The following is a 23,940-nucleotide window of genomic DNA, read 5'->3' on the forward strand; positions in this document are numbered from 1 at the left end:
CGCAAAGGTGACCCGGACGCTACGGTGCGCGTGTGACCGGCGGTCCTGAACTGCACGGGTTCCCCCCACCCGAGACGGTCCCCGACCTCAGGTGGCTAGGACCCGACTACGTCTCCGTACTCGTGTACGACCTGACGCGAGGTCTCCTGCGCCAGGATCCGCGCACGTCCGTCATGGGCGTGCGCTGCGAGGGCATGCCCCGGCTGGCACCCTCGGTCGACCCGGCGGGGGTCATCCGCGCGCACGACGCGTGCTTCCCGCTCCAGGTCTACGTCCAGGACGGCGCGGGGCGCCCCTGGTGCCTGCGCGGGCGATGGACGTACTTCGGACGCGACCTCGGCACGTCCGGCGCGTCCATCACCCACGCGTGGCGGCTGCTGTCCGCCGAGGGCGGCTAGGAGCGCTCGTCGGAGGTGGCGGGCTCGTCGGCCTCGGCGGTGAGGCGGGCCACCGACTCGGTCACGTCGCGCGCCAGCGCCTGCGGCGTGAGGCCGATGTCGGCGAGGATCTGGCCCCGGGACGCGTGGTCGAGGAACTCCTGCGGGATGCCGAAGGTGCGCAGGGGCGCGTCGACGCCGGCGTCGCGCAGCAGCCGGGCCACCGCGTCGCCGACGGCGCCGGTGCGGCCGTTGTCCTCGGCGACGGCGACGAGCGTGTGCTCGCGGGCGAGGTCGAGCAGCGCCGGGTCGAGCGGCTTGACCCACCGGGGGTCGACGACGGTGACGCCGATGCCCTGCGCGGCGATCAGCTCCGCCGCCTCGACCGCCGGTGTCGCCATCGAACCGGCCGCGACCATGAGGACGCGGGCGCCGTTGGAGCCGTCGTGGCGGGCCAGCACGTCCATGCCGCCGGCCTTGCCGACCGCCTCGACGTCGGCGGCGGCCGGGCCCTTGGGGTAGCGGATCGCGGTCGGGCCGTCGGAGACCGCCACGCACTCGCGCAGCAGCTCGCGGAGCCGGGCGCCGTCGCGCGGGACGGCGATGCGCAGGCCCGGGACGAGCTGCAGGATCGACAGGTCCCACATGCCGTTGTGGCTGGCGCCGTCGCTGCCGGTCACGCCGGAGCGGTCCAGGGCGAAGGTGACGGGCTGGCGGTGCAGCGCCGCGTCCATCAGGACCTGGTCGAAGGCGCGGTTGAGGAACGTGGCGTACAGCGCCACGACCGGGTGCAGCCCGCCCATCGCGAGGCCGGTGGCGGAGGTGACCGCGTGCTGCTCGGCGATGCCCACGTCGAAGATGCGGTCGGGGAAGGCCTCGGCGAACGGCGCGAGCCCGACCGGGTAGAGCATCGCGGCGGTGATGCCGACGACGTCGCGGCGCTCGCGCCCGATCGCCACCATCTCCTCGCCGAAGACCTTCGTCCAGTCGGGGCCGCCCTTGCCGGTGACGAACTTGCCGGTGGCGGGGTCGAACGCGCCGCCGCCGTGCATGCAGTCCTCGGTGTCGTTCTCGGCGGGGGCGTAGCCGCGGCCCTTGGTGGTGATGCAGTGCACGATCACCGGGCGGCCGAACCCGCGGGCGCGGCGCAGCGCCCGCTCGACGGCGTCCTCGTCGTGGCCGTCGATCGGGCCGACGTACTTCATGCCGAGGTCCTCGAACATGGCCTGCGGCTGGAGGACGTCCTTGAGGCCCTTCTTGATGCCGTGCAGCGCCTCGTAGGCGACGTTGCCGACCACGGGCGCCCGCGGCACCGTCTTCTTGATCAGGTCGAGCGCGTTCTCGTAGCCCTGGGTGACGCGCAGGTCGGCCAGGTGCGAGGCGAGGCCGCCGATGGTCGGCGAGTAGGAGCGGCCGTTGTCGTTGACGACGACGATGACGGGGCGGTCGACGCCGGCGGCGATGTTGTTCAGCGCCTCCCAGCACATGCCGCCGGTCAGCGCGCCGTCACCGACGACCGCGACGACGGCGCGGTCGTCCTCGCCGCGCAGCTGGAACGCCTTGGCGAACCCGTCGGCGTAGGACAGGGCCGTCGAGGCGTGCGAGTTCTCGATGATGTCGTGCTCGGACTCGGCGCGGCTCGGGTAGCCCGACAGGCCGCCGCGCTGGCGCAGCAGCTCGAAGTCGTGCCGGCCGGTGAGAATCTTGTGCACGTAGGCCTGGTGGCCCGTGTCGAAGAGAATCTTGTCGTGCGGCGAGTCGAAGACGCGGTGCAGCGCGATCGTCAGCTCGACCGCGCCCAGGTTGGGCCCCAGGTGCCCCCCGGTCTTGGAGACCGCCTGGACGAGGAACTCGCGGATCTCCTCCGCGAGCCGAGACAGCTGAGCGGCGTCCAGTCGCTTGAGGTCGTCGGGACCCGTGATCGACTCCAGCAAGCTCACTCGTTTCAACTCCTCCGTCGGGGATTCGGTCTCCCCTGGCTCGGGCCGTTCCGAGTTTAATCCCGGTTCGCCCGCGACGCGCCGCAGACCACCCGCCCGGGGGGTGTGAAAAGACTGACCCCGGTGCGAGGGATGAGGTAGGAAAAGAGCATGGGCGTCGAAGAGATTGTGCTGCTCAACGCGGACGACGAGGCCGTCGGAACCGCGCCCAAGAGCGCCAGCCACCATAGAGACACGCCGTACCACCTGGCCTTCTCCTGCTATGTCACGGACACGGAGGGTCGTGTGCTGATCACTCAGCGCGCCCTCGGGAAGCGCACCTTCCCCGGCGTCTGGACGGGCAGTTGCTGCGGCCATCCGGGCCCCGGCGAGAAGCTGCGCGACGCCGTGCTCCGGCGATTGCAGGACGAGCTGGACATCCAGGACGCGACACTGACCCCGGTCCTGCCGCGGTTCCAGTACCGGGCCGTGGCCGACGACGGGACGGTCGAGCACGAGCGCTGCCCGGTCGTGCGCGCCGTCGTCCCCGCGGGCGAGGCCGTCCACCCGAATCCCGAGGAGGTGGAGCGGGCCGAGTGGTGGACGTGGGAGCAGTGCCTGGAGCTGACCGGAAAGCCCGAGTCCTCTCCCTGGTACCGGCTCCAGCTGGCCGAACTGGCGCCGCTCGGCACGCCGCTCGACTGGCCGGACGCGGGCCGCGCCGGCCTGCCGCCCGCCCTCGGCTGGTAGCCGCGGGCGGCCGCGCCCCCGGCCGCGCCCGCCGGGGCGCGGGCCGGGCCGGTGTGGCGCGCATCACCGAAAGATCACTATTCGGCGTCCGGTGTTGACCGTCCGTCCGTCCAAGCAGACGCTTGTTTCTCGGTGCAACCGAAGGGACGGACGATGCGAGTACGTGCTCCCCGGCGCCGCTGGACGGCGGTCGCGGCGTTGACCATGACGGCCGCCGTCGCCGTGTCGGCCTGCGGCGGCAGCGACGACAAGGGCTCCAACGACACATCCCAGGTCGAGGTCTTCTCCTGGTGGACCGGTCCGGGCGAGGCGGACGGGCTCGCCGCGATGCAGGCCGACTTCGAGAAGAAGAACGCCGGAACCAAGTTCGTCAACGCGGCCATCGCCGGCGGATCCGGCACCCAGGCCCAGGCCGTGCTGGCGAGCCGGCTGCAGAACCGCAAGCCGCCGGACTCCTTCCAGGGCCACGCGGGCGCCGAGCTGCTCGACTACATCAAGGCCGGGCAGATCGAGCCGCTCGACTCCTTCTACGACGAGAACAACCTGAAGTCGGTCTACCCGCAGCAGCTCCTCGACCAGATCAGCTACCAGGGGAAGATCTACTCGGTGCCGGTGAACATCCACCGGTCGAACATGCTCTGGTACAACCCGGGCATCCTCAAGGACGCCGGGATCTCGGGGCCGCCCGCGACGATCGCCGACTTCATCACCGCGCTGAAGGCCGTCAAGGACAAGACCAAGAAGGTCCCGCTGTCGCTCGGCGCGCAGTGGACGGCCGACCACCTGCTGGAGAACGTCCTGCTGGGCGACCTCGGCACCGACGCCTACAACGCGCTGTGGAAGCCGGGCGCCGACTGGGGCAGCCCGGCCGTCACCAAGGCGCTCACCGACTACGCCGAGATCATGAAGTACACGACGCTGGAGGCCGCGTCCACGGACTGGCAGGGCGCCGCGAAGGCCGTCGTCGACGGCAAGGCCGCGTTCAACATCATGGGCGACTGGGCGTACGGGTACTTCACCGGGAGCGCCCCCAACGGGCTCGGCAAGAAGCTCGACACCGACTTCAAGTACGCGCCCTCCCCCGGCACCGACGGCACCTACCTGTGGCTGTCGGACAGCTTCACCCTGCCCAAGAACGCGCCTCACCGCGGCGGGGCCCTCGCGTGGCTGAAGGAGGTGTCCAGCAAGGAGGGGCAGGACCTGTTCAACCCGAAGAAGGGATCCGTCCCCGCCCGCAAGGACGCCGACAAGAGCCTCTACAAGGGCTACCTCCAGTACGCGTTCGAGCAGTGGAACAAGCCCGGCATCAAGCTGGCGGGCTCGTTCTGGCACGGCGTCAACGCCAGTAAGAAGCAGCACACCGACATCGACACGGCGGTGGGCCTCTTCCTGCAGAACAAGGACGTCGCCAAGCTGCAGCAGGGGCTGGTGAGCGCGGCCAAGAACAGCGGCCAGTGAGGCCCTCCGGCTCCAGGTGGGCCCGTAGCCGCAGGTGGCTGCCCGGGCTGCTGCTGGTCTCGCCGTCCATCGTCGCGATCGGCCTGTTCGTCTACGGGCTCATCTTCTGGAACACGCGGGTCGCGGTGAGCGGCAAGCACGACGAGGTCACCGAGTACGGGTTCGACAAGGGAAGGAACTTCGTCGACCTGTGGGACCAGCCCAGCTGGCCCGGCGCGGTGAAGCACGCGCTGCTGTTCACGGCGGTCTTCGTCGTCGGCGCCCTGGTGCTCGGCGCGTTCCTGGCGTTCCTGATGGACAAGGGCATCAGGGGCGAGGCGTCCTTCCGCGTCGTCTACCTGTTCCCCATGGCGGTGTCGTTCATCGCCAGCGGCGTCGTGTGGCGCTGGCTGATGAACCCGGCGCCGCCGGAGCGCGCGGTCGGCCTGAACCAGCTGTTCGGCAAGCTGCACCTCGGCGCGCTGGCGAACAGCTGGTGGCAGGACCCGGACTGGGGCATGGCGGCCATGGCACTGCCCGCGATCTGGCAGATGTCCGGGTACGTCATGGCGCTGTACCTCGCCGGCTTCCGCGGCGTCCCCGGCGAGCTGCGGGAGGCGGCGCGGGTGGACGGCGCGTCCGAGTGGAAGGTGTACCGGTACGTGGTGTTCCCGCAGCTCCGTCCGGTGACGCTGTCCGCACTGATCATCCTCGGGCACATCTCGCTGAAGGTGTTCGACCTGATCATGGCGATCGCGGGCAAGCAGATCATCACCTATGTGCCGGCCGTGGCCGCCTATGTCGAGATCTTCGACCGGCACGACCCGGCGAACGGCGCCACGATCGCCACCTACCTGCTGCTCGCGGTGGCCGTGCTGGTGATCCCCTATCTGGTCTGGTCGGTGCGGACGGAGCGGACGCGATGACGGGCGTGGAGGCGTCCCCGGCGCCGGCGCGGCGCCGGGCGGCGGGCGGGCGGCGCGGCGCGGCGGCGGAGCCGGGGAGGTCGTCTGGCGCCTGGCGGGCCGTCAAGCTGGCCGTCCTGCTGGCGTTCGTCCTGCTCTTCCTGATCCCCGTGTACGTGCTGGTGGTCACGAGCTTCAAGCCGCTGGACGAGGCGGACCCGAGCAGTGCGTGGAACCTGCCGGGCCAGTGGAGCACGTCCGGCTGGAGCTCGGCGTGGGAGGCGCTGAAGCCCGGCCTGGCGAACAGCGTCAAGATCGCCGTCTCGGGGTCGCTGATCTCGGCGGTGCTCGGCTCGCTGAACGGCTACGTGCTGTCCAAATGGCGGTTCCCCGGCGCGGACGTCGTCTTCACGCTGTTCCTGTTCGGCATGTTCATCCCGTACCAGGCGGTGATGATCCCGCTGGCGGGCCTGCTCACCGACATGGAACTGGTGGGCACGATCCGCGGCCTCGTCCTCGCGCACGTCGTGTACGGCATCCCGATCTGCACGCTGATCTTCCGGAACTACTACGTGACGATCCCGGACGAGCTGGTGGAGGCGGCCCGCGTCGACGGCGCCGGGATGCTCCGCACCTACTGGTCGGTCGTCCTGCCCGTGTCGGCGCCGGCGTTCGCGGTGACGCTGATCTGGCAGTTCACCTCGATGTGGAACGACTTCCTGTTCGCGGTGTTCCTCGGCGCCCCCGACAGCTGGCCGGTCACGGTGATGCTGAACAACACGGCCGGCTCGGGGGCCGTGGCCGTCCAGTACAACCAGCAGATGGCCGAGGCGCTCCTCGCGTCCCTGCCGACCCTCCTGGTCTACCTGCTCCTCGGACGGTTCTTCATGCGCGGCCTCATGGCGGGCGCGTTGAAGGGCTGAGAATTCCACCGGCGCGTCAACCGCATATCGACCTCAAGCGTCACATGGGTGATCAACCACCTCATGGGTTGAAAGGCCCATGACGGACAAGGACCCTTTCGCCTTGTGCGTTGGCAATTCCTGCGGGATGCGCCTAGCCTCTCGGGCATCGTCGTACGACACCCGGCGTCCGTCGCCGGGCGTCCCGGCGATCCCGGGGGCGAACGGACCGGGCGGACAACGGAGGTGACCGCGTGCAGGCGATGAGTGTTCAGCAGCCCTGGGCGTTCGCGATCGCGCGTGGTGGCAAAAGCGTGGCGAACCAGAGCTTCCCGACCGCCTACCGCGGTCCGCTCCTCATCCACGCCTCGATGCGCGTCGACCTGAAGGCGTGCGACTCCCCGCTGGTCCAGGCGGCCGGCTGGGACCCGCGCGACCCGCTCGCCACGATCGGCGCCGTCATCGCGGTCGCCGAACTCGACGACGTCTGCTCCGCCGCCGTCCGCGGCGCCTCCTGCGACTGCGGCCCCTGGGCCGACTCGGCCTCCCACCACTGGCTCCTGTCCGGCATCCGGGCCCTCCCCCGCCCCATCGTCGCCCTGGGCCGCACGGACCTGTGGCAGCCCACCCCCAGCCTCCTCAAAGAGGTCGAGACGATGTTCGCGAGCGCCGCCCTGCACAACGCCACCTGAGCGGAAGAAGGATCCTCAGGAGGCTCTGAGGGCTTCGGCGGCTTCGCGGAGGCGGGCGAACTCGGCGGCGATGCGGTCGAGGGGCCAGCTCGCGTTGAGGCCGCTCGGGTTGGGCAGGACCCACAGGCGCGCGGGGCCGAAGTCCTCGTCCTGCGGGCCGATCCGCGTCCGGGGGCGGGCGAAGGCGGTGCGGTAGGCGGTGACGCCCGCGACGGCCAGGTAGGCCGGGCGGTGGCGTTCGACGAGGGCGGCCAGGCGGCGCCCGCCCTCGCGGAGCTCCGCCTCGGTCAGCTCGTCGGCGCGGGCGGTGGTGCGCGGCGCCAGGTTGGTGATGCCGAGGCCGTAGCCGGGCAGGAGGTCCTGCTCGGACGGGTGCAGCCGCCGGTCGGTGAAGCCGGACAGGTGCAGCGCTGGCCAGAAGCGGTTGCCGGGACGGGCGAAGTGGCGGCCGGTCGCCCCCGAGTACAGGCCCGGGTTGATGCCGCAGAACAGGACACGGAGCGTCCCGGGGGCCTCGGGCAGGACGTCGGGGATGACGCGGTCGCGGGCGGCCTCCAGGTCGGCCTTGGTGGGGCGCATCAGATCAGGTTACGGACGATGAGCGCCACCGCGGACGTCCCGACGACGGCGAGGAGCGCGACGCGCAGGCGCCCGGCGTCCAGGTAGCGGCGCAGCGGGCCGGCGGCGAGGAACCCGGCGAACACGAACGGGACCAGCTCCGCGCCCGCGACGACCTGCCGGGCCGGGAGGCGGCCGGCGGCGGCGAGGGTGAGGAGCGACAGCAGGGCGCCGACGATGAAGAAGACCGCCAGGGTCGCGCGGACGCGGGGGCCGCTCTCGCGCTGGTAGAGCAGCGCGATCGGCGGGCCGCCGATGCCGGAGGCGGTGCCGGTCGTCCCGGAGATGACGCCGGCGGTGGCGAGCGTGCGGCGGTTGCGCGGCAGGTCCGCGGTCCAGGCGGTCAGGGCGAGCGCGGCGAGGACGACCACGCCGATCACGACGCCGAGGACGCGGTCCGGGGCGGCCGTCACCAGCCACACGCCGGCCGGCGTGCCGGCGAGGCGGCCGGCGAACGCCCAGCCGAGCCCGCGCAGGTCCGCGTGCCGCAGTTCCTGGGCGAGCGTCGCGAACGGCAGCACGAGCGCGATGACGAGGATCGCGCCAGGCATCAGGGACGGGTACAGCATCGTCACGATCGGCGTCGCGACCAGCCCGACGCCGAGGCCGACGCTGCCCTGCACGATAGCGCCGGCCAGCGCGGCAAGGCCGCCGATCAGGACGAAATCGACAGGTGGCACGCCGAGTGAGCCTACCGCCCGGTCAGCCGGACACCGCGGTCAGCCGGACACCGCGGTCAGGCGGACGCGGCGGTCAGGCGGACACCGCGGTCAGGCGGACGCGGCGGTCAGGCGGTCGAGCTGGTCGGCGGTGAGCGTCGTGCGGGCGGCCTCCACGAGCGGCGGGAGCTGCTCCAGGGTGCGGGCGCTCGCGATGGGCGCGGCGACGGTCGGCTGGGCGGCGAGCCAGGCGAGGGCGACCGTCGCGACCGGGACGCCCTGCTCCTCGGCGACGATGTCCAGCGCCGCCAGGACGGCGCGCCCGCGCTCGGTCTCCAGGTGCCGCGCCGCGCCTCCGGCGCGCGCGCTGTCCACCGTGGACCCGGGGCGGTACTTCCCGGTGAGGAAGCCGGACGCGAGCCCGTAGTACGGGACGGCGGCGAGCCCGTACTTCTCGGCCAGGTCGCGGCGCGGTCCCTCGTAGGAGCCGCGGGAGACGAGGTTGTACTCGGGCTGGATGGCGACGTAGCGGGCCGTCCCCTCGCGTTCGGCGAACTCCAGGGAGGCCTGGAGCCGGTCCAGCTCGATGTTCGACACCCCGATCTGCCGGATCTTGCCGGCGGCGACCAGGCCGTCCAGCGTCGTCATGATCTCCTCGACGGGCACCGACGGGTCGTCGAAGTGGGTGAAGTACAGGTCGATGCGGTCGGTGCGCAGCCGCCGCAGCGAGTCGTCCACGGCCGCCCTCATCGTCGCCGCGGACAGGCCCTGGTGCTCGGGGTGCCTGCCCCCCTTGGTCGCGATCACGAGGTCGTCGCGGTTGCCCCGCGACTCGGCCCACTCCCCGATGATCGATTCGGACTCGCCGCCCCGGTTGCCCTCCACCCACGCCGAGTAGGAGTCGGCGGTGTCGAGGAAGTCGCCGCCGGCCGCCGCGTAGGCGTCCAGAATCTCGAACGAGCGCTCCCGGTCCGCCGTCCAGCCGAAGACGTTGCCGCCCAGGCAGAGCGGGAAGACGTCCAGTTCACCGATCTTGTGCATGGCTTCCTTGTCGTCGATCGCGGAAGGGGTTCCAGGGACCACTACCCCGTGCCGGCCGCGCTAGCCGCGACCTGGGCGGCGAGCGCGCGGGCGAGCGCGTCGGCCTCGGTCTCCGAGAGCGGGGCGTGCCCGACGAGGATGCGGTACCAGAGCACCCCGTAGGCCTGGTCGACGACGAGGCCGAGGTCGGTCGCCGCGGAGACCTCGCCGCGGTCGCGCGCCCGATCCAGCAGCCCGTGCAGTACCGCGCGCCGTCCGGCGATGAAGGCGCGCATGTGCTCGCGGGCGTGCGGGTCCCGCTGCGCCTCGGCCATCGCGTGCCGCAGCACCGACACCGTGCGCTCGTGCCCCACGGCCCGGAACGTCGCGCGGAGGAACGCCCCGAGGTCGCCGTGCAGCGAGCCGGTGTCCGGGACGGGGATGTCCTCGCCGGCGCGCTCGGCCACCGCCTCCAGCAGCACGGCGCCCTTGGACGGCCACCAGCGGTAGATCGTCTGCTTCCCGACGCCGGCCGCCGCCGCGATCGTGTCGATCGTCACGGGGGTGTCGCCGGTGCCCCCGAGCAGCTCGACGGCGACGTCCAGGATCGCCCGGCGGGCGGCCTCGTTGCGTCGCCGGCCCGTGTGGGGCCGGCGGGTCTCACCGGTCATGGGCAGAGCTTATCCGTTTGACGAGACCGCATGTCTCGGCAAACAATTGCCAAGACCACTAGTCTCGACAACGAAAGGCCACGCATCATGACGCTCATGACGCTCGACGGGCAGCGGGTTCTCGTCTGCGGCGGCACCTCCGGGATCGGCGCGGCCACCGCCCGGCTCTTCGCCGGCCAGGGCGCCGACGCCGTCGTCACCGGACGCGACGCCGGGCGCCTCGCCAAGGCGGCGGCGGACGGCCTCGCCGCGCGCCGGCTGGACGCGGCCTCGGACGAGGAGGTCGCCGCGTTCTTCGCCGAGGACGCGGTCTACGACCATCTCGTCCTCGCGCTGAGCGGCGGAGCGGGCGCGGGCCCGATCGCCGCCCTCGACCCGGCCGATCTGCGCGCCGGCTTCGAGGCCAAGTTCTGGCCGCACCTGCGGCTCGTCCAAGCCGCGCTCCCCCGAATGGCGGCGGGCGGCTCGGTCACGTTCGTCACCGCGTCGTCGGCGCGGGCCGCGCTGCCCGGCACGGCCGGCCTCGCGGCGATCAACGGCGCGCTGGAGGCGATGGTGCGGCCCCTCGCCGCCGAACTGGCGCCGCTGCGCGTCAACGCCGTCTCCCCGGGCGTCATCGACACCCCGTGGTGGGACGGCGTGCCCGCCGAGCAGCGCGCCGCCATGTTCGCCGAGCACGCCGCCGCCCTGCCGACCGGGCGCGTCGGGCGTCCCGAGGACGTGGCGCAGGCGATCCTGCTGACCGCGACGAACGGGTTCGTCACCGGCAGCGTCGTCGAGTGCAACGGCGGCCTGACCCTGCCAACCGGCCGCTGAACGTACGGAACGGGCCGCCCCCGGTGGGGAGGCGGCCCGTTTCGGGGTGCGGACTACTTGCGGAGCAGGTTCCGCAGGACGTACTGGAGAATGCCGCCGTTGCGGTAGTAGTCGGCCTCGCCGGGGGTGTCGATGCGGACGACCGCGGCGAACTCCTTGCCGTCGGCCCTGACGGTGACCTCCTCCGGGATCCCGCCCTCGTTGAGCGCGGTGACGCCGGTGATGTCGAACGTCTCGGTGCCGGTGAGGCCGAGGGACTCGGCCGACTCCCCGTCCCTGAACTGCAGCGGCAGGACGCCGAGGCCGATCAGGTTCGAGCGGTGGATGCGCTCGTAGGACTGGGCGATGACGGCGCGGACGCCGAGCAGCGCGGTGCCCTTGGCCGCCCAGTCGCGCGACGAGCCGGAGCCGTACTCCTTGCCCGCGACGACCACGAGCGGGGTGCCCTGCGCCGCGTAGTTCTGCGCGGCGTCGTAGATGAACGCCTGCGGCGCGTCCTCCTGGGTGAAGTCGCGGGTGTAACCGCCCTCGACGCCGTCCAGGAGCTGGTTGCGCAGCCGGATGTTGGCGAACGTCCCGCGGATCATGACCTCGTGGTTGCCGCGGCGCGAGCCGTAGGAGTTGAAGTCCTTGACCGCGACGCCGTTGTCCTCCAGGTACCGCGCGGCGGGCGTGCCGGCCTTGATGGACCCGGCCGGGGAGATGTGGTCGGTGGTGACCGAGTCGCCGAGCTTGGCCAGGACGCGGGCGCCGTGGATGTCGGCGACCGGCTCCGGCTCGGCGCCCATGCCGTCGAAGTACGGCGCCTTGCGGACGTAGGTCGACGCGGCGTCCCACTCGAACAGGTCGCCGGTCGGGATGTCGAGGTTCCGCCAGCGGTCGTCGCCCTTGAAGACGTCGGCGTAGCTCTCGGTGAACATCTCCTGCCCGATGGACGACTCGACGATCGCGGCGACCTCCTCCGGCGCGGGCCAGATGTCGGCCAGGCGGACCGGGCCGTCGTCGCCCTCGGCGATCGGGTCGTTCAGGATGTCGATGTCCATCGTCCCGGCGAGCGCGTAGGCGATGACCAGCGGCGGCGAGGCCAGGTAGTTCATCTTCACGTCGGGGCTGATGCGGCCCTCGAAGTTGCGGTTGCCCGACAGGACCGCGGTGACCGCGAGGTCGTTGTCGTTGACCGCCTTGGAGATCTCCGGCTGCAGCGGGCCGGTGTTGCCGATGCAGGTGGTGCAGCCGTACCCGACCAGGTTGAAGCCGATCTTGTCGAGGTACGGGGTGAGGCCGGCGCGCTCCAGGTAGTCGGTGACGACCTGGGATCCGGGCGCGAGGGAGGTCTTCACCCACGGCTTGCGGGTCAGGCCCTTGTCCACCGCGTTCTTCGCCAGCAGCGCCGCGCCGATCATCACGTACGGGTTGGAGGTGTTGGTGCAGGAGGTGATGGCCGCGACGGCGACGTGCCCGTGGTCGAGCTCGAAGGACGTCCCGTCGTCCAGGGTGACCGGGACGGGGTTGTGCGGGCGCTCGGACCCGTTGGAGCCGTGCTGCCGCGGCTTGTCGCCGTCGGTGTCGCCGCTGATCGCCGGGGAGTCCGAGGCCGGGAACGACTCGCTGGAGGCCTCGTCGGCCGGGCCCTGGATGCTCTCGGCGTAGTTCAGCACGTCCCGCCGCCAGGTCTGCTTGGCCTCGGCCAGCGAGATGCGGTCCTGCGGGCGCTTCGGGCCGGCCAGCGACGGGACGACCGTCGCGAGGTCCAGCTCCATGTACTCGGAGAACTCCGGCTCCACCGACGGGTCGAGCCACAGGCCCTGCGCCTTGGCGTAGGCCTCGACGAGCGCGATCTGCTCCTCGTCGCGGCCGGTGAGGCGCAGGTACTTCAGCGTCTCGTCGTCGATCGGGAAGATCGCGCAGGTGGAGCCGAACTCGGGGCTCATGTTGCCGATCGTGGCGCGGTTCGCCAGCGGCAGCGCCTGCACGCCCTCGCCGTAGAACTCGACGAACTTGCCGACGACGCCGTGCTCGCGCAGCATCTCGGTGATGGTGAGCACCAGGTCGGTGGCGGTCGTCCCGGCGGGCATCTCGCCGGTCAGCTTGAAGCCGACGACGCGCGGGATGAGCATGGAGATCGGCTGGCCGAGCATCGCGGCCTCCGCCTCGATGCCGCCGACGCCCCAGCCGAGCACGCCGATGCCGTTCTCCATCGTCGTGTGCGAGTCGGTGCCGACGCAGGTGTCGGGGTAGGCGACCCCGCCCCGGTCGAACACCACGCGGGCCAGGTGCTCGATGTTCACCTGGTGGACGATGCCGGTGCCGGGCGGGACGACCTTGAACTCGTCGAACGCCGTCTGCCCCCAGCGCAGGAACTGGTAGCGCTCCTTGTTGCGCTCGTACTCGCGCTGCACGTTGCGCTCGAAGGCGTCCGGCGAGCCGAAGTAGTCGACGATCACCGAGTGGTCGATCACCATCTCGGCCGGCGCCAGCGGGTTGATCCTGGTCGGGTCGCCGCCGAGGTCGCGCACCGCCTCGCGCATCGTGGCCAGGTCGACCACGCACGGCACGCCGGTGAAGTCCTGCATGATCACCCGGGCGGGGGTGAACTGGATCTCCTTGCTCGGCTTGGCCTTCGCGTCCCACTGGGCGAGCGCGCGGATGTGGTCGGCGGTGACGTTGGCGCCGTCCTCGGTGCGCAGCAGGTTCTCCAGCAGCACCTTGAGGCTGTACGGGAGACGGGCCGAGCCCTCGACGGCGTCCAGCCGGTAGATGTCGTACGACCTGTCGCCGACCTGCAGCTTGTCGAGACTGCCGAAGCTGTTCGCGGACACGGACTCCTCCTCCGTCGCCACCGCGCGTCCGGTCCGGGACATGAGCGCGCGGCGCTGGGTTGATCTTCAGTAAGGCCCGTCCCCGAGGCCGACGCGGGACGGCGCGCGGCGGGACGGGAGCTTCGTCTCCCTTGATCCTGCCTTAGTCGGACTCCTGACCGGGAATCAGGGCCGCCTAACTTCCGCCGGTTTTCTCTCGACGTCAAGCTATCTTCATTTTATCTCGACATCAAGCTACTTGTCCCCGGCGGGGCGGCCCCAGGCACGACAAGCAGGACGGGTGCGGCCGGCGGGGTTCCACCGGCCGCACCCGTCCTCAGGGGGTGCGGGCTCTACCTGAGCCAGAAGATCCACGGCGGGGGGCCGAGGTCGTTCGTGCCCGGACGGCCGAGGGCGGCCGCGCGCCGGGTCAGAGAGAGTTCCAGAAAGAGCAGTTCGCGGTCGTGGCGGTGTCGGTGCGGTGAACGGCGTCAGGCGCCAGGGACAGGACGTCGCCCGAGGAGCGGAAGCGCGGCCAGTGCGGCGCCTGACGGGCCTGCGGCCTGCCGTCGCGGGCGAAGGACGTCCAGTAGCCCACCATGGCGGTGGAGAGCCGCTGCTGCGCCGGGGTCAGCGTGCCGATCAGCCCCGGGAACAGGAACGTCAGCTCGCTGGCGTGCTCGGCGCCCTCCTCGAAGCCGGGGACGTCGAGCAGCGGCGGAGCGCCCCGGTCGGCGAACTGGTACGCGTACACCGGGACGCCCGCGCGGTCGAGCAGGCGGAACGCGTTCTGGTGCACGCACGCCGAGAGCACTTCGTTGGAGTCCGTCTGGAGCGTCGCCAGCGCGATCCTGGGCTCCGGGTAGGCCCCCGCCGGGTAGCGGGCCAGTACCTTGCCGGCGTCGGCGCCGTAGACGGAGCGGACGATGTCCTCGTATTGAGCGGCGGTGATGGGGTCCGGGTAGGAGAGGGAGACGAACAGGCGCATCTCGTCCAGCGTGTTGCCGTGCATCACGGGGACCCGGTTGAAGCGGCCCCGTTCGATCGCCTGCTCAGGCTGCAGGGGAAGGACGCGGTCGCCGCCCGCCACAGGACCCGCGTCCGTGGCCTTGGCCTCGAAGGTCTCCAGCACCGTCTTGACGGGCGTCGCGCGCAGGCACGCGGCGTCGGCCGCGTCCGAGCCCTTGCCGCATCCCATGGCCTTGGCGATCGTCACCCCTTCGGCCTCGGCCGAGGACTCCGTACGGGCGGGCGCGGTACAGGAGTAGCTCTGCGCGATGACCTTGTGGAACAGGCCCGCGGCGGCGGGAGAGGCGAGGTTGGCGCAGGCGTTCCACGAACCCGCGGACTCGCCGAACAGCGTGACGTTTCCGGGGTTCCCGCCGAAGGCCTCGGCGTTGCGCTGGACCCAGCGCAGGGCCGCCTGCTGGTCGAGCAGGCCGTAGTTGCCCGTCTGGTAGCGCCGGTCGGCGCCGGACTCCAGGCCGGGGTGCGCGAGCCAGCCGAACGCGCCGAGGCGGTAGTTGATCGTGACGACCACGACGCCGCCTTCCACGGCCAGTTTGGCGGCGTTGTAGATGCTCGCGGTACCGGTCGTGTTGCCGCCGCCGTGCACCCACACCATGACGGGCAGTCCGTGCTTGCGTTGCGCACGGTCCGGCGTGGTGACGTTCAGATAGAGGCAGTCTTCCTCGTAGCTCGTCTCACCCCCGTAAGGCGCGGGAAGCTGCGCGCACTGGCCGCGCGGGGAGGTGGCGTCGCGCACGCCCTGCCACGGCCGCGCCGGCTGCGGCGGCCTGAAGCGCCGGTCCCCCGTCGGCGGCGCGGCGAACGGGATGCCCTGGAACAGGCGGTGGTCCTGCCGCACCTGGCCTCGCACCAACCCCAGGTCGGTGCGGACGACGGCGGACGAGTCCGGTGCCCGGTGCTGGGCCGCGGCCGGAGCCGTCCCTCCTAAGACGAGAGCGGATGCGAGCAGCGCGATGGCGGTGAGTCTCACAGGGTCCCCTTTCAGCGTGACTCTTTCTGACACCCCCCGAACGGCCGATCTCTTCGCATCACATCAGTGCTTGATCTCGAAAAGGACGCGAGTGGCCAACGTGTTCGTCTACGACACGATCCGCAAATTCCGGACATGGTCGCGGCGGGGGACGCGGCGCGGCTCACCACCGCTGGCGGGCCTCCTCCGCCCAGCCGGTGAGGCCGTCGAAGTCGAGCCAGGTGCCGTCGTCGGCCTGGGCGCGGCCGCTGAAGTGGCCGAAGCACTGGTGGGTCTCGCTGCCGACGACGCCGAGCTCCGTCCGCGCGACCTTCTCGTGGAAGGGCCGGAACTCGGCCTCGACGCGGGGCCCGCGGATCGTCCAGGGGCGCAGCCGGTCGCCGCGGTCGTAGGACCAGTCGAGCTCGTCGCCGATCTTGTGCAGCCGGCCGCCGATGAACAGCGCGTTCTCGGTCATGCCGGTGCCGTCGGTCCATGTGCCGCCGAGCTGCAGGGCCAGGCCGGGGCCGCTCGCCGCCGCCCAGTTCCACGTCATGCGGTACGGCCACTTGCCGCGCCCGTGGTCGAGGACGGCGAACGCGCCGTCCCCGATCTCGTGGTCGCCGGACGGGAGCCGCAGCCGCCCGTGCACGGGGCGCCCGACGTCCTTGACCGTGTACTGGAAGCGCCGGTCGCTCCAGGGGACCACCACGCCGAGCGACTCGTGGCCGTCCGGCAGCGGGACCCGGACGTCCAGGTCCACCACCCCGGGGACCAGCGCCCGCAGCCGCGAGCCGGACGGGTCCTGCCGGACGCCGACCGCGAAGCCCGCCCCGCGCACCGACGCCTCCCCGGAGCCGCTGCGGTCGGGGAACACCGCGCCGCGCGCGAGGGGGACCACCCCGTCCCGGGAGATCTCCTCGCCCGTCCCGCGGTCCAGCACGTACACGCCGTGGACCGCGGCGTAGTCGAGCGACGAGGCGACCAGCCCGACGATGTGCCGGGGCGTGACGAGGCCCCAGTACTCCCAGCGCTTGGCCCGCCCCCACCCGCGCAGGTTCGCGCGGTGCAGCGGGCGCCGCGTCCAGCCGACCGCCCGCGGATCGAGCCGCCCGTCCGGCGTGCACAGGTCGACGGGCTCGGTGATCTCGCGCTCATGGGTCGGCATGTTCCGAGGCTACCGAGCGGCCCGCGCGACGCCGTGGTCCCTGGAACGGTTCAGCCTCGGACACGGGCCCGTTTAAATAAGTCCATACCTGGGCCAGAGTTTCTCTCGTGCCGGACCGGTCGATCTCCTCTAGGTGATCATTGAACCGCCCTGGAGCGCCGAGGAGCACGATCGCGCGCTGGACCGGCTCGCCGCCCGGGAGAACTTCCCGGTGGCCGCGCGGGTCCTGCCCGCCCGGCACCGCGCCGCCCTGCGGGCCGTCTACGGCTTCGCGCGGCTCGTCGACGACATCGGCGACGAGGCCCCGCCGGAGCAGCGGCCCAAACTGCTCGGACTCGTGGACGACGACCTGGACCGCGTGTTCGCCGGGCGGACGCCCGCCCTGCCGCAGCTGCGGAGGCTGGCGGAGACGGTGCACGCGCACCGGATCCCCGAGGAGCCGTTCCGCGACCTCGTGCAGGCGAACCGGCAGGACCAGACCGTCCACCGGTACGAGACGTTCGCCGACCTGAAGGGGTACTGCGCGCTGTCCGCCGCGCCGGTGGGACGGATCGTCCTGCATCTGTTCCGCGCGCACACCCCGCGCCTCGCGGCCGCGTCCGACGACGTCTGCACGGCGCTGCAGATCGTCGAGCACTGCCAGGACGCCGGGCAGGACTACCGGGCCGGCCGGATCTACCTGCCCGGCGAGGACCTGCGCCGGTTCGGCTGCGCCGAGGAGGACCTCGCGCGGCCGGTGACGCCGACCCGGCTGCGCGGTGTCCTGGCGCTGCAGGCCGGCCGCGCCCGCGAGCTGCTGGACGGGGGCGCCGCGCCGCTGCTGGCGGACCTGACGGGATGGGCGCGCATCGCCGTGGCGGGCTACGTGGCCGGCGGGCGCGCCGCGCTGTCGGCTCTGGAGCGCGGGCGGTACGACGTGCTCGCTCATGCGCTGCGTCCACGGCGGGCCGCACTGCCGGCCGGGTGGGCGCGCGCCCTTGGAAGGAGGGGGCGATGACGGTTTCGGAGACGTGCGAGGGTTCCGAGCGGGTGGTCGGGGCGTACCGGCACTGCGAGCGGGTGGTGCGCGAGGAGGCCCGCAACTTCTCCTACGGGATCCGGCTGATGCCGGCCCCGAAGCGCCGGGCGATGAGCGCGGTGTACGCGTTCGCGCGCGGCATCGACGACATCGGCGACGGCCCGGAGCCGGCGTGCGTCCGGCTCGACCTGCTGGACCGGACGCGGCAGCGGCTGACGACCGTGCAGGAGGTGCTGCGGCGGCGGGTGGACGTCCGGGCGCTGGAGGGGCATCCGGTGCTGACCGCGCTGGCGGACGCGGCGGGCCGGTTCCCGATCCCCCTGGAGGCGTTCGAGGAGCTCATCGACGGCTGCGAGGACGACGTGCGCGGCGCCGACTACGAGACCTTCGACGACCTGCTGCGCTACTGCCAGCGGGTCGCGGGCTCGGTCGGGCGGCTGTCGCTCGGGGTGTTCGGGTCCGACGGCCGGCAGCGCGCCGAGGGCCTCGCCGACTCGCTCGGCGTCGCGCTCCAGCTCACCAACATCTTGCGCGACCTGCGCGAGGACCGGCTGGCGGGGCGGACCTACATCCCGGCCGAGGACCTCGCGCGGTTCGGCTGCACGCTGAAGCTGGACGAGTCGGGCGCGTTCATCGACCCGCCGTGGCGGCTGAACGAGCTGATCGGCTTCCAGGCGGAGCGGGCGCGGGCCTGGTACGCCGAGGGGCTGCGGCTGCTGCCGCTGCTGGACCGGCGCAGCGCGGCGTGCACGGCGGCGATGGCCGGGATCTACCGGCGGCTGCTGGAGAACATCGCCGCGCGCCCGCAGATCGCGCTGGACGCGCGGATGTCGCTGCCGACCTGGCAGAAGGCTGTGGTGGCGGCGCGCGCGCTGTCGGGGGTGGAGCGGTGAGCGTCGTCATCGTGGGCGGGGGCCTCGCGGGCATCAGCGCGGCGATCGCGCTGCAAGAGGCGGGCGTCGCGGTCACGCTGCTGGAGTCCCGGCCGTGGCTCGGCGGCGCCACCCACTCGTTCGGGCGGGGCGAGCTGAGCGTCGACAACGGCCAGCACGTCTTCCTGCGGTGCTGCACGGCGTACCAGGGGCTGCTGCACCGGCTGCGCGCCGACCACCTCGTCGAGGTGCAGGACCGGTTCGACGTGCCCGTCCTGCGGGCGGGCACGCCGCCGGCGCGGCTGCGCCGCTCGGGCCTGCCGAGCCCGCTGCACCTGCTGCCCTCGCTGGCCCGGTACGCGCCGCTGTCGGCCGCCGACCGGCTGAGGGCCGTGCGCGCCGCGCTGGGGCTGGCGCGCCTGGACCCCGCCGACCCCGTCCTCGACCAGGTCTCCGCCGGGGCGTGGCTGGCGCAGCGCGGGCAGCGGCCGTGGGCGCGGGAGGCCCTGTGGGGCCTGTTCCTCACGTCCGCGCTGAACGCCGAGGTGGACGACGCGGCGCTCGGCCTGTCGGCGATGGTGTGCCGGCGGGCCCTGTTCGGACGCCCCGACGCGGCCGACATCGGGGTGCCGCTCGTCCCGCTGGAGGAGCTGCACGGCGGCCCGGCGCTGCGGCGCATCGCGGAGATGGGCGGGACCGTCCGGCTGAAGGCCCGGGTGGAGTCCGTCACCGCCGACCCGAAGGTGGTCGTGGACGGGACGCCGATCGCCGCCGACGCGGTGGTCATCGCGGTGCCGCACGAGGCGGCGGCGCGGCTGCTGCCCGCCGAGGCGCTGCCAGACCCGCTGCGCTGGCCCGAGCTGGACGCCAGCCCGATCGTGAACGTGCACGTCGTCTACGACCGCAGGGTCATGGACGCGCCGTTCGCCGCCGCGGTCGGCTCGCCCGTCCAGTGGGTCTTCGACCGGACGGCGGTCAGCGGGCTGCGCCGCGGCCAGTACCTCGCGGTGTCGCTGTCGGCCGCCGACCCGTGGATCGACATGCCGACCGCCGAGCTGCGCTCGCGGTTCGTGCCCGAGCTGCGGCGGCTGCTGCCCGCCGCGTGGGGCGCGCAGGTCCGGGAGGTGTTCGTGACGCGGGAGCGGCGCGCGACGTTCCGGCAGCGCCCCGGCAGCGCGGCCGCCCGCCCCGGCGCGGCGACGCGCGCGCCGGGCCTGTACCTGGCCGGCGCGTGGACCGACACGGGCTGGCCCGACACCATGGAGGGAGCAGTGCGCAGTGGTCTCACCGCCGCCCGCCTGGTCCGCCGCCACCTGGAGAAGGTGAAGGACCGATGACGGCCGTGCCCGTTTCGCTGACCGATGTCCGTGAGCTGGTCGACGGGGCGCTGCGCGCCGCGGTCGGGCGGCTCGATCCGCGCACCTACCGGGTCGCGGCCTACCATCTCGGCTGGACCGACGAGGAGGGCCACCCGCGCAGGGCGCCGGCGGGCAAGGCGCTGCGCCCGGCCCTGGCGCTGCTGTCCGCGCGGGCCGCGCTGGCTCCCCCGGAGAGCGGGCTGCCGGGCGCCGTCGCCGTCGAGCTGGCCCACGCGTTCTCCCTCCTGCACGACGACATCATGGACCGCGACCGGACGCGCAGGCACCGCCCGGCGGCGTGGACCGTGTTCGGCGACGCGTCCGCGATCCTGGCGGGCGACGCGCTGCTGGCCCTCGCCGGCGAGGTCCTGCTGGAGGCGCCCGGCCAGGGCTCGGCGAGGGCGGCCCGCGCGCTGGCGGCCGCCGTCCGCCGCCTCGTCGCCGGGCAGTCCCTCGACATGGACTTCGAGACGCGCAGGCAGATCGGCGTGGACGAGTGCCTCACGATGGCGTCCGGCAAGACCGCCGCGCTGCTCGCGTGCTCGTGCGCGATCGGGGCCGTCCTGGACGGCGCACCGGACCGGCTGTGCGCCGCGCTGGAGGCGTTCGGCGAGGACCTCGGCATCGCCTTCCAGCTGGTGGACGACCTGCTCGGCATCTGGGGCGACCCGGAGTCCACCGGCAAGCCCGCGCTGTCGGACCTGCGGTCCCGCAAGATGTCGCTGCCGGTCGTCGCCGCGCTGAACTCCGGGTCGCCGGAGGCCGCGCGGCTGGCCGAGCTGTACGCGCGGCCCCTACCCGCCGAGGAGGAGGCGGCCGCGGAGGACCTGGCCGAGGTCGCCGGGCTGGTGGACGCGGCGGGCGGGCGCGCCTGGGCCGAGATGGAGGCGGAGAGCCGCATCCAGCGCGCCGCCGAGCACCTGCTCAACGCGCGGCTGCCGGACGCCGTCCGCGCCGAGTTCCTGCACATCGCCGACTTCGTCACCTGCCGGGACCACTGATGACGACGACAGAGCCCACCACAGAGCCCACCACAGAGCCGGCCCCCGGGACGGCGCCCGCCGCGGGAGCGCCCGTCACCGCGGAGCCGCCGGCCGCCGGCGGGGCGGCCCGGACCAGGTCGGCCGCCGAGGCGCTGGAGGCCGCCCGCGACCACCTGCTCATGCTCCAGTCGCCGGAGGGCTGGTGGAAGGGCGAGCTGCAGACCAACGTGACGATGGACGCCGAGGACCTCCTGCTGCGCGAGTTCCTCGGCATCCGCGACGAGGCGGACACCCGCGAGACAGCGCGCTGGATCAGGTCCCAGCAGGCCGCGGACGGCACCTGGGCGAACTTCCACGACGGCCCGCCGGACCTGTCCACGACCGTCGAGGCGTACGTCGCGCTGCGGCTCGCGGGCGACCCGCCCGACGCGGGCCACATGGTCCGCGCCGCCGCCTTCGTCCGCGGCGGCGGCGGCATCCCCGCGACCCGCGTCTTCACGCGGTTCTGGCTGGCGATGTTCGGCCGCTGGCCGTGGGAGAGGCTGCCGGTGCTGCCGCCGGAGATGATGTTCCTGCCGCGCTGGTTCCCGCTGAACGTCTACGACTGGGCGTGCTGGGCGCGGCAGACGATCGTCCCGCTGACGGTGGTGGCCGCGCTGCGCCCCGTCCGGCCGCTGCCGTTCTCGCTCGACGAGCTGTATCCCGGCTACGACGTCCCCCCGGCGCGCCGCCGGGGCCTGTCGGGGTGGGACGCGGCGTTCGGGGCGCTCGACCTGGCCCTGCACGCGTACGAGCGGCGCCCGGCGAAGGGGGTGCGCAGGGCCGCGCTGCGCCGCGCCGCCGACTGGATCATCGCGCGGCAGGAGCGCGACGGATCCTGGGGCGGGATCCAGCCGCCCTGGGTGTACTCGCTGCTCGCGCTGCACCTGCTCGGCTACGGCCTCGACCACCCGATCGTCCGGCGGGGCCTGGACGGGCTGGAGCGGTTCACGATCCGCGACGACCGGGGGCGGCGCCTGGAGGCGTGCCAGTCCCCCGTCTGGGACACGGCGCTCGCGATGAACGCCCTGGCCGACGCGGGCCTGCCCGCCCGGCACCCCGCCCTGGACCGGGCCGCCGAATGGCTGATCGGCGAGGAGGTGAGGGGCCCCGGCGACTGGTCGGTGCGGCGCCCCGACCTCCCCCCGGGCGGCTGGGCGTTCGAGTTCGACAACGACTGCTACCCCGACACCGACGACACCGCCGAGGTCGTCCTCGCGCTCGGCCGCGCCGGCCATCCGATGGCCGAGCCGGCGATCGAGCGGGGCGTGCGCTGGATGGCGGGGATGGCCTCCCGGGACGGCGGGTTCGGCGCGTTCGACGCCGACAACACCCGCGCCCTGTGCCGCAGGCTGCCGTTCTGCGACTTCGGCGAGGTGATCGACCCGCCGTCCGCCGACGTCACCGCGCACGTGGTGGAGGCGATGTCCCACCGCGGCATGGCCGACTCGCAGGTGGTCAAGCGGGCCGTCGTGTGGCTGCTGAAGGCGCAGGAGCCGGACGGGTCCTGGTTCGGCCGCTGGGGCGCCAACCACGTGTACGGGACCGGCAGCGTCGTGCCCGCCCTCATCGCGGCGGGCGTGCGGCCGGGCAAGCCGGCGATCCGCGACGCGGTCGCCTGGCTCGAGCGCCACCAGCGCGACGACGGCGGGTGGGGCGAGGACCTGCGCTCCTACCGGGACCGGACGTGGATCGGGCACGGCGCCTCCACGCCCTCGCAGACCGCGTGGGCGCTGCTCGCCCTGCTGGCCGCCGGCGAGCACGGACCGGCCGTCGAGCGCGGGGTCCGCTGGCTCGTCGAGCACCAGCGGCCGGACGGCACGTGGGACGAGGACCACTTCACCGGCACCGGCTTCCCGGGCGACTTCTACATCAACTACCACCTGTACCGGCTCGTGTTCCCGCTGTCGGCGCTCGGCCGGTACCTGAAGGAGATCTCCTAAATGGCGATGCCACTGCGCCAGAGCCTGCGCGTCGGCGGGTACGTCCTGCGCAACAAGCTGGCGGGGCGGAAAAGGTACCCCCTGATCATGGAGCTGGAGCCGCTGTTCGCGTGCAACCTGGCGTGCGCGGGCTGCGGGAAGATCCAGCATCCGGCGGACGTGCTCAAGCAGCGGATGCCGGTCGAGCAGGCGGTCGCGGCGGTCCGCGAGTGCGGCGCGCCGATGGTGTCGATCGCGGGCGGCGAGCCGCTGATGCATCCGCGGATCGGCGAGCTGGTCGCCGAGCTGGTGCGGATGAAGCGGTACGTGTTCCTGTGCACGAACGCCGCGCTGATCCCGAAGAAGATCGATCTGTTCCGGCCGTCCCGCTACTTCGCGTGGGCGGTGCACGTCGACGGGCTGCGCGAGCGGCACGACGCGTCCGTCTGCAAGGAGGGCGTGTTCGACCAGGCGGTGGACGCGATCCGGATGTGCCGGGAGCGGGGGTTCCGGGTCACGACGAACACGACCGTGTTCAACACCGACACCCCGCAGACCGTCATCGAGGTGCTCGACTACCTCAACGACGAGCTCCGCGTCGACCAGATGATGATCTCGCCCGCGTACGCCTACGAGAAGGCGCCCGACCAGGACCACTTCCTCGGCGTGCAGGAGACCCGCGCCCTGTTCCGCAAGACGTTCGCCGACGGGCGCCGCGAGCGGTGGCGGTTCAACCACTCGCCACTGTTCCTGGACTTCCTGGAGGGGAAGGTCGACTTCCCGTGCACGGCGTGGGCCATCCCGTCGTACTCGCTGAAGGGCTGGCAGCGGCCCTGCTACCTGATGGACGACGGCTACACCGCGACCTACCAGGAGCTCCTCGACACCACCGACTGGGACGCCTACGGGCGGGGACGCGACGAGCGGTGCGCGAACTGCATGGCGCACTGCGGCTACGAGCCCACCGCCGTGTTCGCGACCATGGGCTCGCTCAAGGAGTCGCTGCGCGCCATGCGGAGCATCTGAGCCCGCGGCGTC

At 72.7% G+C, this 23,940-nt stretch carries 21 protein-coding genes; 13 read left to right on the forward strand and 8 right to left on the reverse strand.

Annotated elements, in window-relative coordinates:
- Window positions 1-32: 32 nt before the first annotated feature.
- On the forward strand, window positions 33-398 hold the full coding sequence (locus tag ABWI04_RS13655) for a hypothetical protein (RefSeq protein ID WP_345177417.1): 366 nt from the start codon (window positions 33-35) through the stop codon (window positions 396-398).
- Here the strand turns inward: ABWI04_RS13655 and dxs are convergent.
- Window positions 395-2,317, reverse strand: coding sequence for a 1-deoxy-D-xylulose-5-phosphate synthase (gene dxs, locus ABWI04_RS13660; protein ID WP_345177418.1), 1,923 nt, complete (start codon window positions 2,315-2,317; stop codon window positions 395-397). The genes ABWI04_RS13655 and dxs overlap by 4 nt on opposite strands.
- A gap of 150 nt (window positions 2,318-2,467) precedes the next feature.
- Here dxs and idi point away from each other — a divergent pair, with 150 nt between their 5' ends.
- From idi to ABWI04_RS13685, 5 genes are all read left to right on the forward strand, one after another.
- Window positions 2,468-3,046 (forward strand): isopentenyl-diphosphate Delta-isomerase, encoded by a 579-nt coding sequence (gene idi, locus ABWI04_RS13665; RefSeq protein ID WP_345177421.1) that lies wholly within the window; start codon window positions 2,468-2,470, stop codon window positions 3,044-3,046.
- Window positions 3,047-3,199: 153 nt separating this feature from the next.
- Window positions 3,200-4,504, forward strand: coding sequence for an ABC transporter substrate-binding protein (locus ABWI04_RS13670; RefSeq protein WP_353832611.1), 1,305 nt, complete (start codon window positions 3,200-3,202; stop codon window positions 4,502-4,504).
- Complete coding sequence (locus ABWI04_RS13675) at window positions 4,501-5,409, forward strand: carbohydrate ABC transporter permease (RefSeq protein ID WP_345177427.1); 909 nt, start codon at window positions 4,501-4,503, stop codon at window positions 5,407-5,409. The genes ABWI04_RS13670 and ABWI04_RS13675 overlap by 4 nt, the downstream gene beginning before the upstream one ends.
- A complete protein-coding gene (locus ABWI04_RS13680) occupies window positions 5,406-6,311 on the forward strand; it encodes a carbohydrate ABC transporter permease (RefSeq protein WP_353832612.1) in 906 nt (301 codons plus the stop codon). The genes ABWI04_RS13675 and ABWI04_RS13680 overlap by 4 nt, the downstream gene beginning before the upstream one ends.
- A 293-nt stretch (window positions 6,312-6,604) precedes the next feature.
- Window positions 6,605-6,982, forward strand: coding sequence for an ASCH domain-containing protein (locus ABWI04_RS13685; protein WP_353832613.1), 378 nt, complete (start codon window positions 6,605-6,607; stop codon window positions 6,980-6,982).
- Between the two features lie 15 nt (window positions 6,983-6,997).
- Here the strand turns inward: ABWI04_RS13685 and mug are convergent, their stop codons facing one another.
- The 4 genes from mug to ABWI04_RS13705 all read right to left on the reverse strand — a co-directional run bounded on the left by mug (window position 6,998) and on the right by ABWI04_RS13705 (window position 9,950).
- Window positions 6,998-7,561 carry a G/U mismatch-specific DNA glycosylase gene (gene mug, locus ABWI04_RS13690; RefSeq protein WP_345177432.1) on the reverse strand — a complete coding sequence of 188 codons (564 nt, stop codon included), beginning with the start codon at window positions 7,559-7,561 and terminating at the stop codon, window positions 6,998-7,000.
- On the reverse strand, window positions 7,561-8,280 hold the full coding sequence (locus ABWI04_RS13695) for a sulfite exporter TauE/SafE family protein (RefSeq protein WP_353832614.1): 720 nt from the start codon (window positions 8,278-8,280) through the stop codon (window positions 7,561-7,563). The genes mug and ABWI04_RS13695 overlap by 1 nt, the downstream gene beginning before the upstream one ends.
- A 90-nt stretch (window positions 8,281-8,370) precedes the next feature.
- A complete protein-coding gene (locus ABWI04_RS13700; protein WP_353832615.1) occupies window positions 8,371-9,300 on the reverse strand; it encodes an aldo/keto reductase in 930 nt (309 codons plus the stop codon).
- 41 nt (window positions 9,301-9,341) lie between these two features.
- Entirely contained in the window at window positions 9,342-9,950 is a 609-nt protein-coding gene (locus ABWI04_RS13705) for a TetR/AcrR family transcriptional regulator (RefSeq protein ID WP_353832616.1), read from the reverse strand.
- Window positions 9,951-10,046: 96 nt separating this feature from the next.
- Here ABWI04_RS13705 and ABWI04_RS13710 point away from each other — a divergent pair, with 96 nt between their 5' ends.
- Window positions 10,047-10,766, forward strand: a complete 720-nt coding sequence (locus tag ABWI04_RS13710; RefSeq protein ID WP_353832617.1) for an SDR family oxidoreductase — start codon at window positions 10,047-10,049, stop codon at window positions 10,764-10,766.
- Between the two features lie 53 nt (window positions 10,767-10,819).
- On the opposite strand, the gene ABWI04_RS13715 is transcribed toward ABWI04_RS13710, so the two are convergent.
- The 3 genes from ABWI04_RS13715 to ABWI04_RS13725 form a co-directional block, all read right to left on the reverse strand.
- Window positions 10,820-13,585, reverse strand: coding sequence for an aconitate hydratase (locus ABWI04_RS13715; protein ID WP_353832618.1), 2,766 nt, complete (start codon window positions 13,583-13,585; stop codon window positions 10,820-10,822).
- Window positions 13,586-13,994: 409 nt separating this feature from the next.
- Window positions 13,995-15,563 carry a carboxylesterase/lipase family protein gene (locus tag ABWI04_RS13720; RefSeq protein ID WP_353832619.1) on the reverse strand — a complete coding sequence of 523 codons (1,569 nt, stop codon included), beginning with the start codon at window positions 15,561-15,563 and terminating at the stop codon, window positions 13,995-13,997.
- A gap of 163 nt (window positions 15,564-15,726) precedes the next feature.
- Entirely contained in the window at window positions 15,727-16,710 is a 984-nt protein-coding gene (locus ABWI04_RS13725) for a DUF2804 domain-containing protein (protein WP_353832620.1), read from the reverse strand.
- Between the two features lie 133 nt (window positions 16,711-16,843).
- Between ABWI04_RS13725 and hpnC the strand changes: the two genes are divergently transcribed.
- From hpnC to hpnH, 6 genes are read left to right on the forward strand one after another with little or no spacing between them, the layout of a single operon-like run.
- Window positions 16,844-17,707, forward strand: a complete 864-nt coding sequence (gene hpnC, locus ABWI04_RS13730; RefSeq protein ID WP_345177449.1) for a squalene synthase HpnC — start codon at window positions 16,844-16,846, stop codon at window positions 17,705-17,707.
- Complete coding sequence (locus tag ABWI04_RS13735; RefSeq protein ID WP_353832621.1) at window positions 17,704-18,621, forward strand: phytoene/squalene synthase family protein; 918 nt, start codon at window positions 17,704-17,706, stop codon at window positions 18,619-18,621. The genes hpnC and ABWI04_RS13735 overlap by 4 nt, the downstream gene beginning before the upstream one ends.
- Complete coding sequence (gene hpnE, locus ABWI04_RS13740; protein WP_345177454.1) at window positions 18,618-19,937, forward strand: hydroxysqualene dehydroxylase HpnE; 1,320 nt, start codon at window positions 18,618-18,620, stop codon at window positions 19,935-19,937. The genes ABWI04_RS13735 and hpnE overlap by 4 nt, the downstream gene beginning before the upstream one ends.
- Window positions 19,934-20,959, forward strand: coding sequence for a polyprenyl synthetase family protein (locus tag ABWI04_RS13745; protein ID WP_353832622.1), 1,026 nt, complete (start codon window positions 19,934-19,936; stop codon window positions 20,957-20,959). Before hpnE ends, ABWI04_RS13745 begins: the two co-directional genes overlap by 4 nt.
- Window positions 20,959-22,923 (forward strand): squalene--hopene cyclase, encoded by a 1,965-nt coding sequence (gene shc / locus ABWI04_RS13750; protein WP_353832623.1) that lies wholly within the window; start codon window positions 20,959-20,961, stop codon window positions 22,921-22,923. Before ABWI04_RS13745 ends, shc begins: the two co-directional genes overlap by 1 nt.
- Window positions 22,924-23,928 (forward strand): adenosyl-hopene transferase HpnH, encoded by a 1,005-nt coding sequence (gene hpnH / locus ABWI04_RS13755; protein ID WP_353832624.1) that lies wholly within the window; start codon window positions 22,924-22,926, stop codon window positions 23,926-23,928.
- The last annotated feature ends 12 nt before the right edge of the window (window positions 23,929-23,940 follow it).

This window comes from Actinomadura sp. NPDC000929, from assembly GCF_040492065.1.
Lineage (GTDB): Bacteria > Actinomycetota > Actinomycetes > Streptosporangiales > Streptosporangiaceae > Spirillospora > Spirillospora verrucosospora.

Excerpts from the sequence above, each read along its gene's own strand:
- ABWI04_RS13700 (WP_353832615.1), bottom strand. The coding sequence starts at position 9,300 with ATGCACAAGATCGGTGAACTGGACGTCTTCCCGCTCTGCCTGGGCGGC.
- ABWI04_RS13710 (WP_353832617.1), top strand. The coding sequence starts at position 10,047 with ATGACGCTCGACGGGCAGCGGGTTCTCGTCTGCGGCGGCACCTCCGGG.
- hpnH (WP_353832624.1), top strand. The coding sequence starts at position 22,924 with ATGGCGATGCCACTGCGCCAGAGCCTGCGCGTCGGCGGGTACGTCCTG.
- ABWI04_RS13680 (WP_353832612.1), top strand. The coding sequence starts at position 5,406 with ATGACGGGCGTGGAGGCGTCCCCGGCGCCGGCGCGGCGCCGGGCGGCG.
- idi (WP_345177421.1), top strand. The coding sequence starts at position 2,468 with ATGGGCGTCGAAGAGATTGTGCTGCTCAACGCGGACGACGAGGCCGTC.
- shc (WP_353832623.1), top strand. The coding sequence starts at position 20,959 with ATGACGACGACAGAGCCCACCACAGAGCCCACCACAGAGCCGGCCCCC.
- ABWI04_RS13745 (WP_353832622.1), top strand. The coding sequence starts at position 19,934 with ATGACGGCCGTGCCCGTTTCGCTGACCGATGTCCGTGAGCTGGTCGAC.
- ABWI04_RS13725 (WP_353832620.1), bottom strand. The coding sequence starts at position 16,710 with ATGCCGACCCATGAGCGCGAGATCACCGAGCCCGTCGACCTGTGCACG.
- mug (WP_345177432.1), bottom strand. The coding sequence starts at position 7,561 with ATGCGCCCCACCAAGGCCGACCTGGAGGCCGCCCGCGACCGCGTCATC.
- ABWI04_RS13705 (WP_353832616.1), bottom strand. The coding sequence starts at position 9,950 with ATGACCGGTGAGACCCGCCGGCCCCACACGGGCCGGCGACGCAACGAG.
- ABWI04_RS13735 (WP_353832621.1), top strand. The coding sequence starts at position 17,704 with ATGACGGTTTCGGAGACGTGCGAGGGTTCCGAGCGGGTGGTCGGGGCG.
- ABWI04_RS13670 (WP_353832611.1), top strand. The coding sequence starts at position 3,200 with ATGCGAGTACGTGCTCCCCGGCGCCGCTGGACGGCGGTCGCGGCGTTG.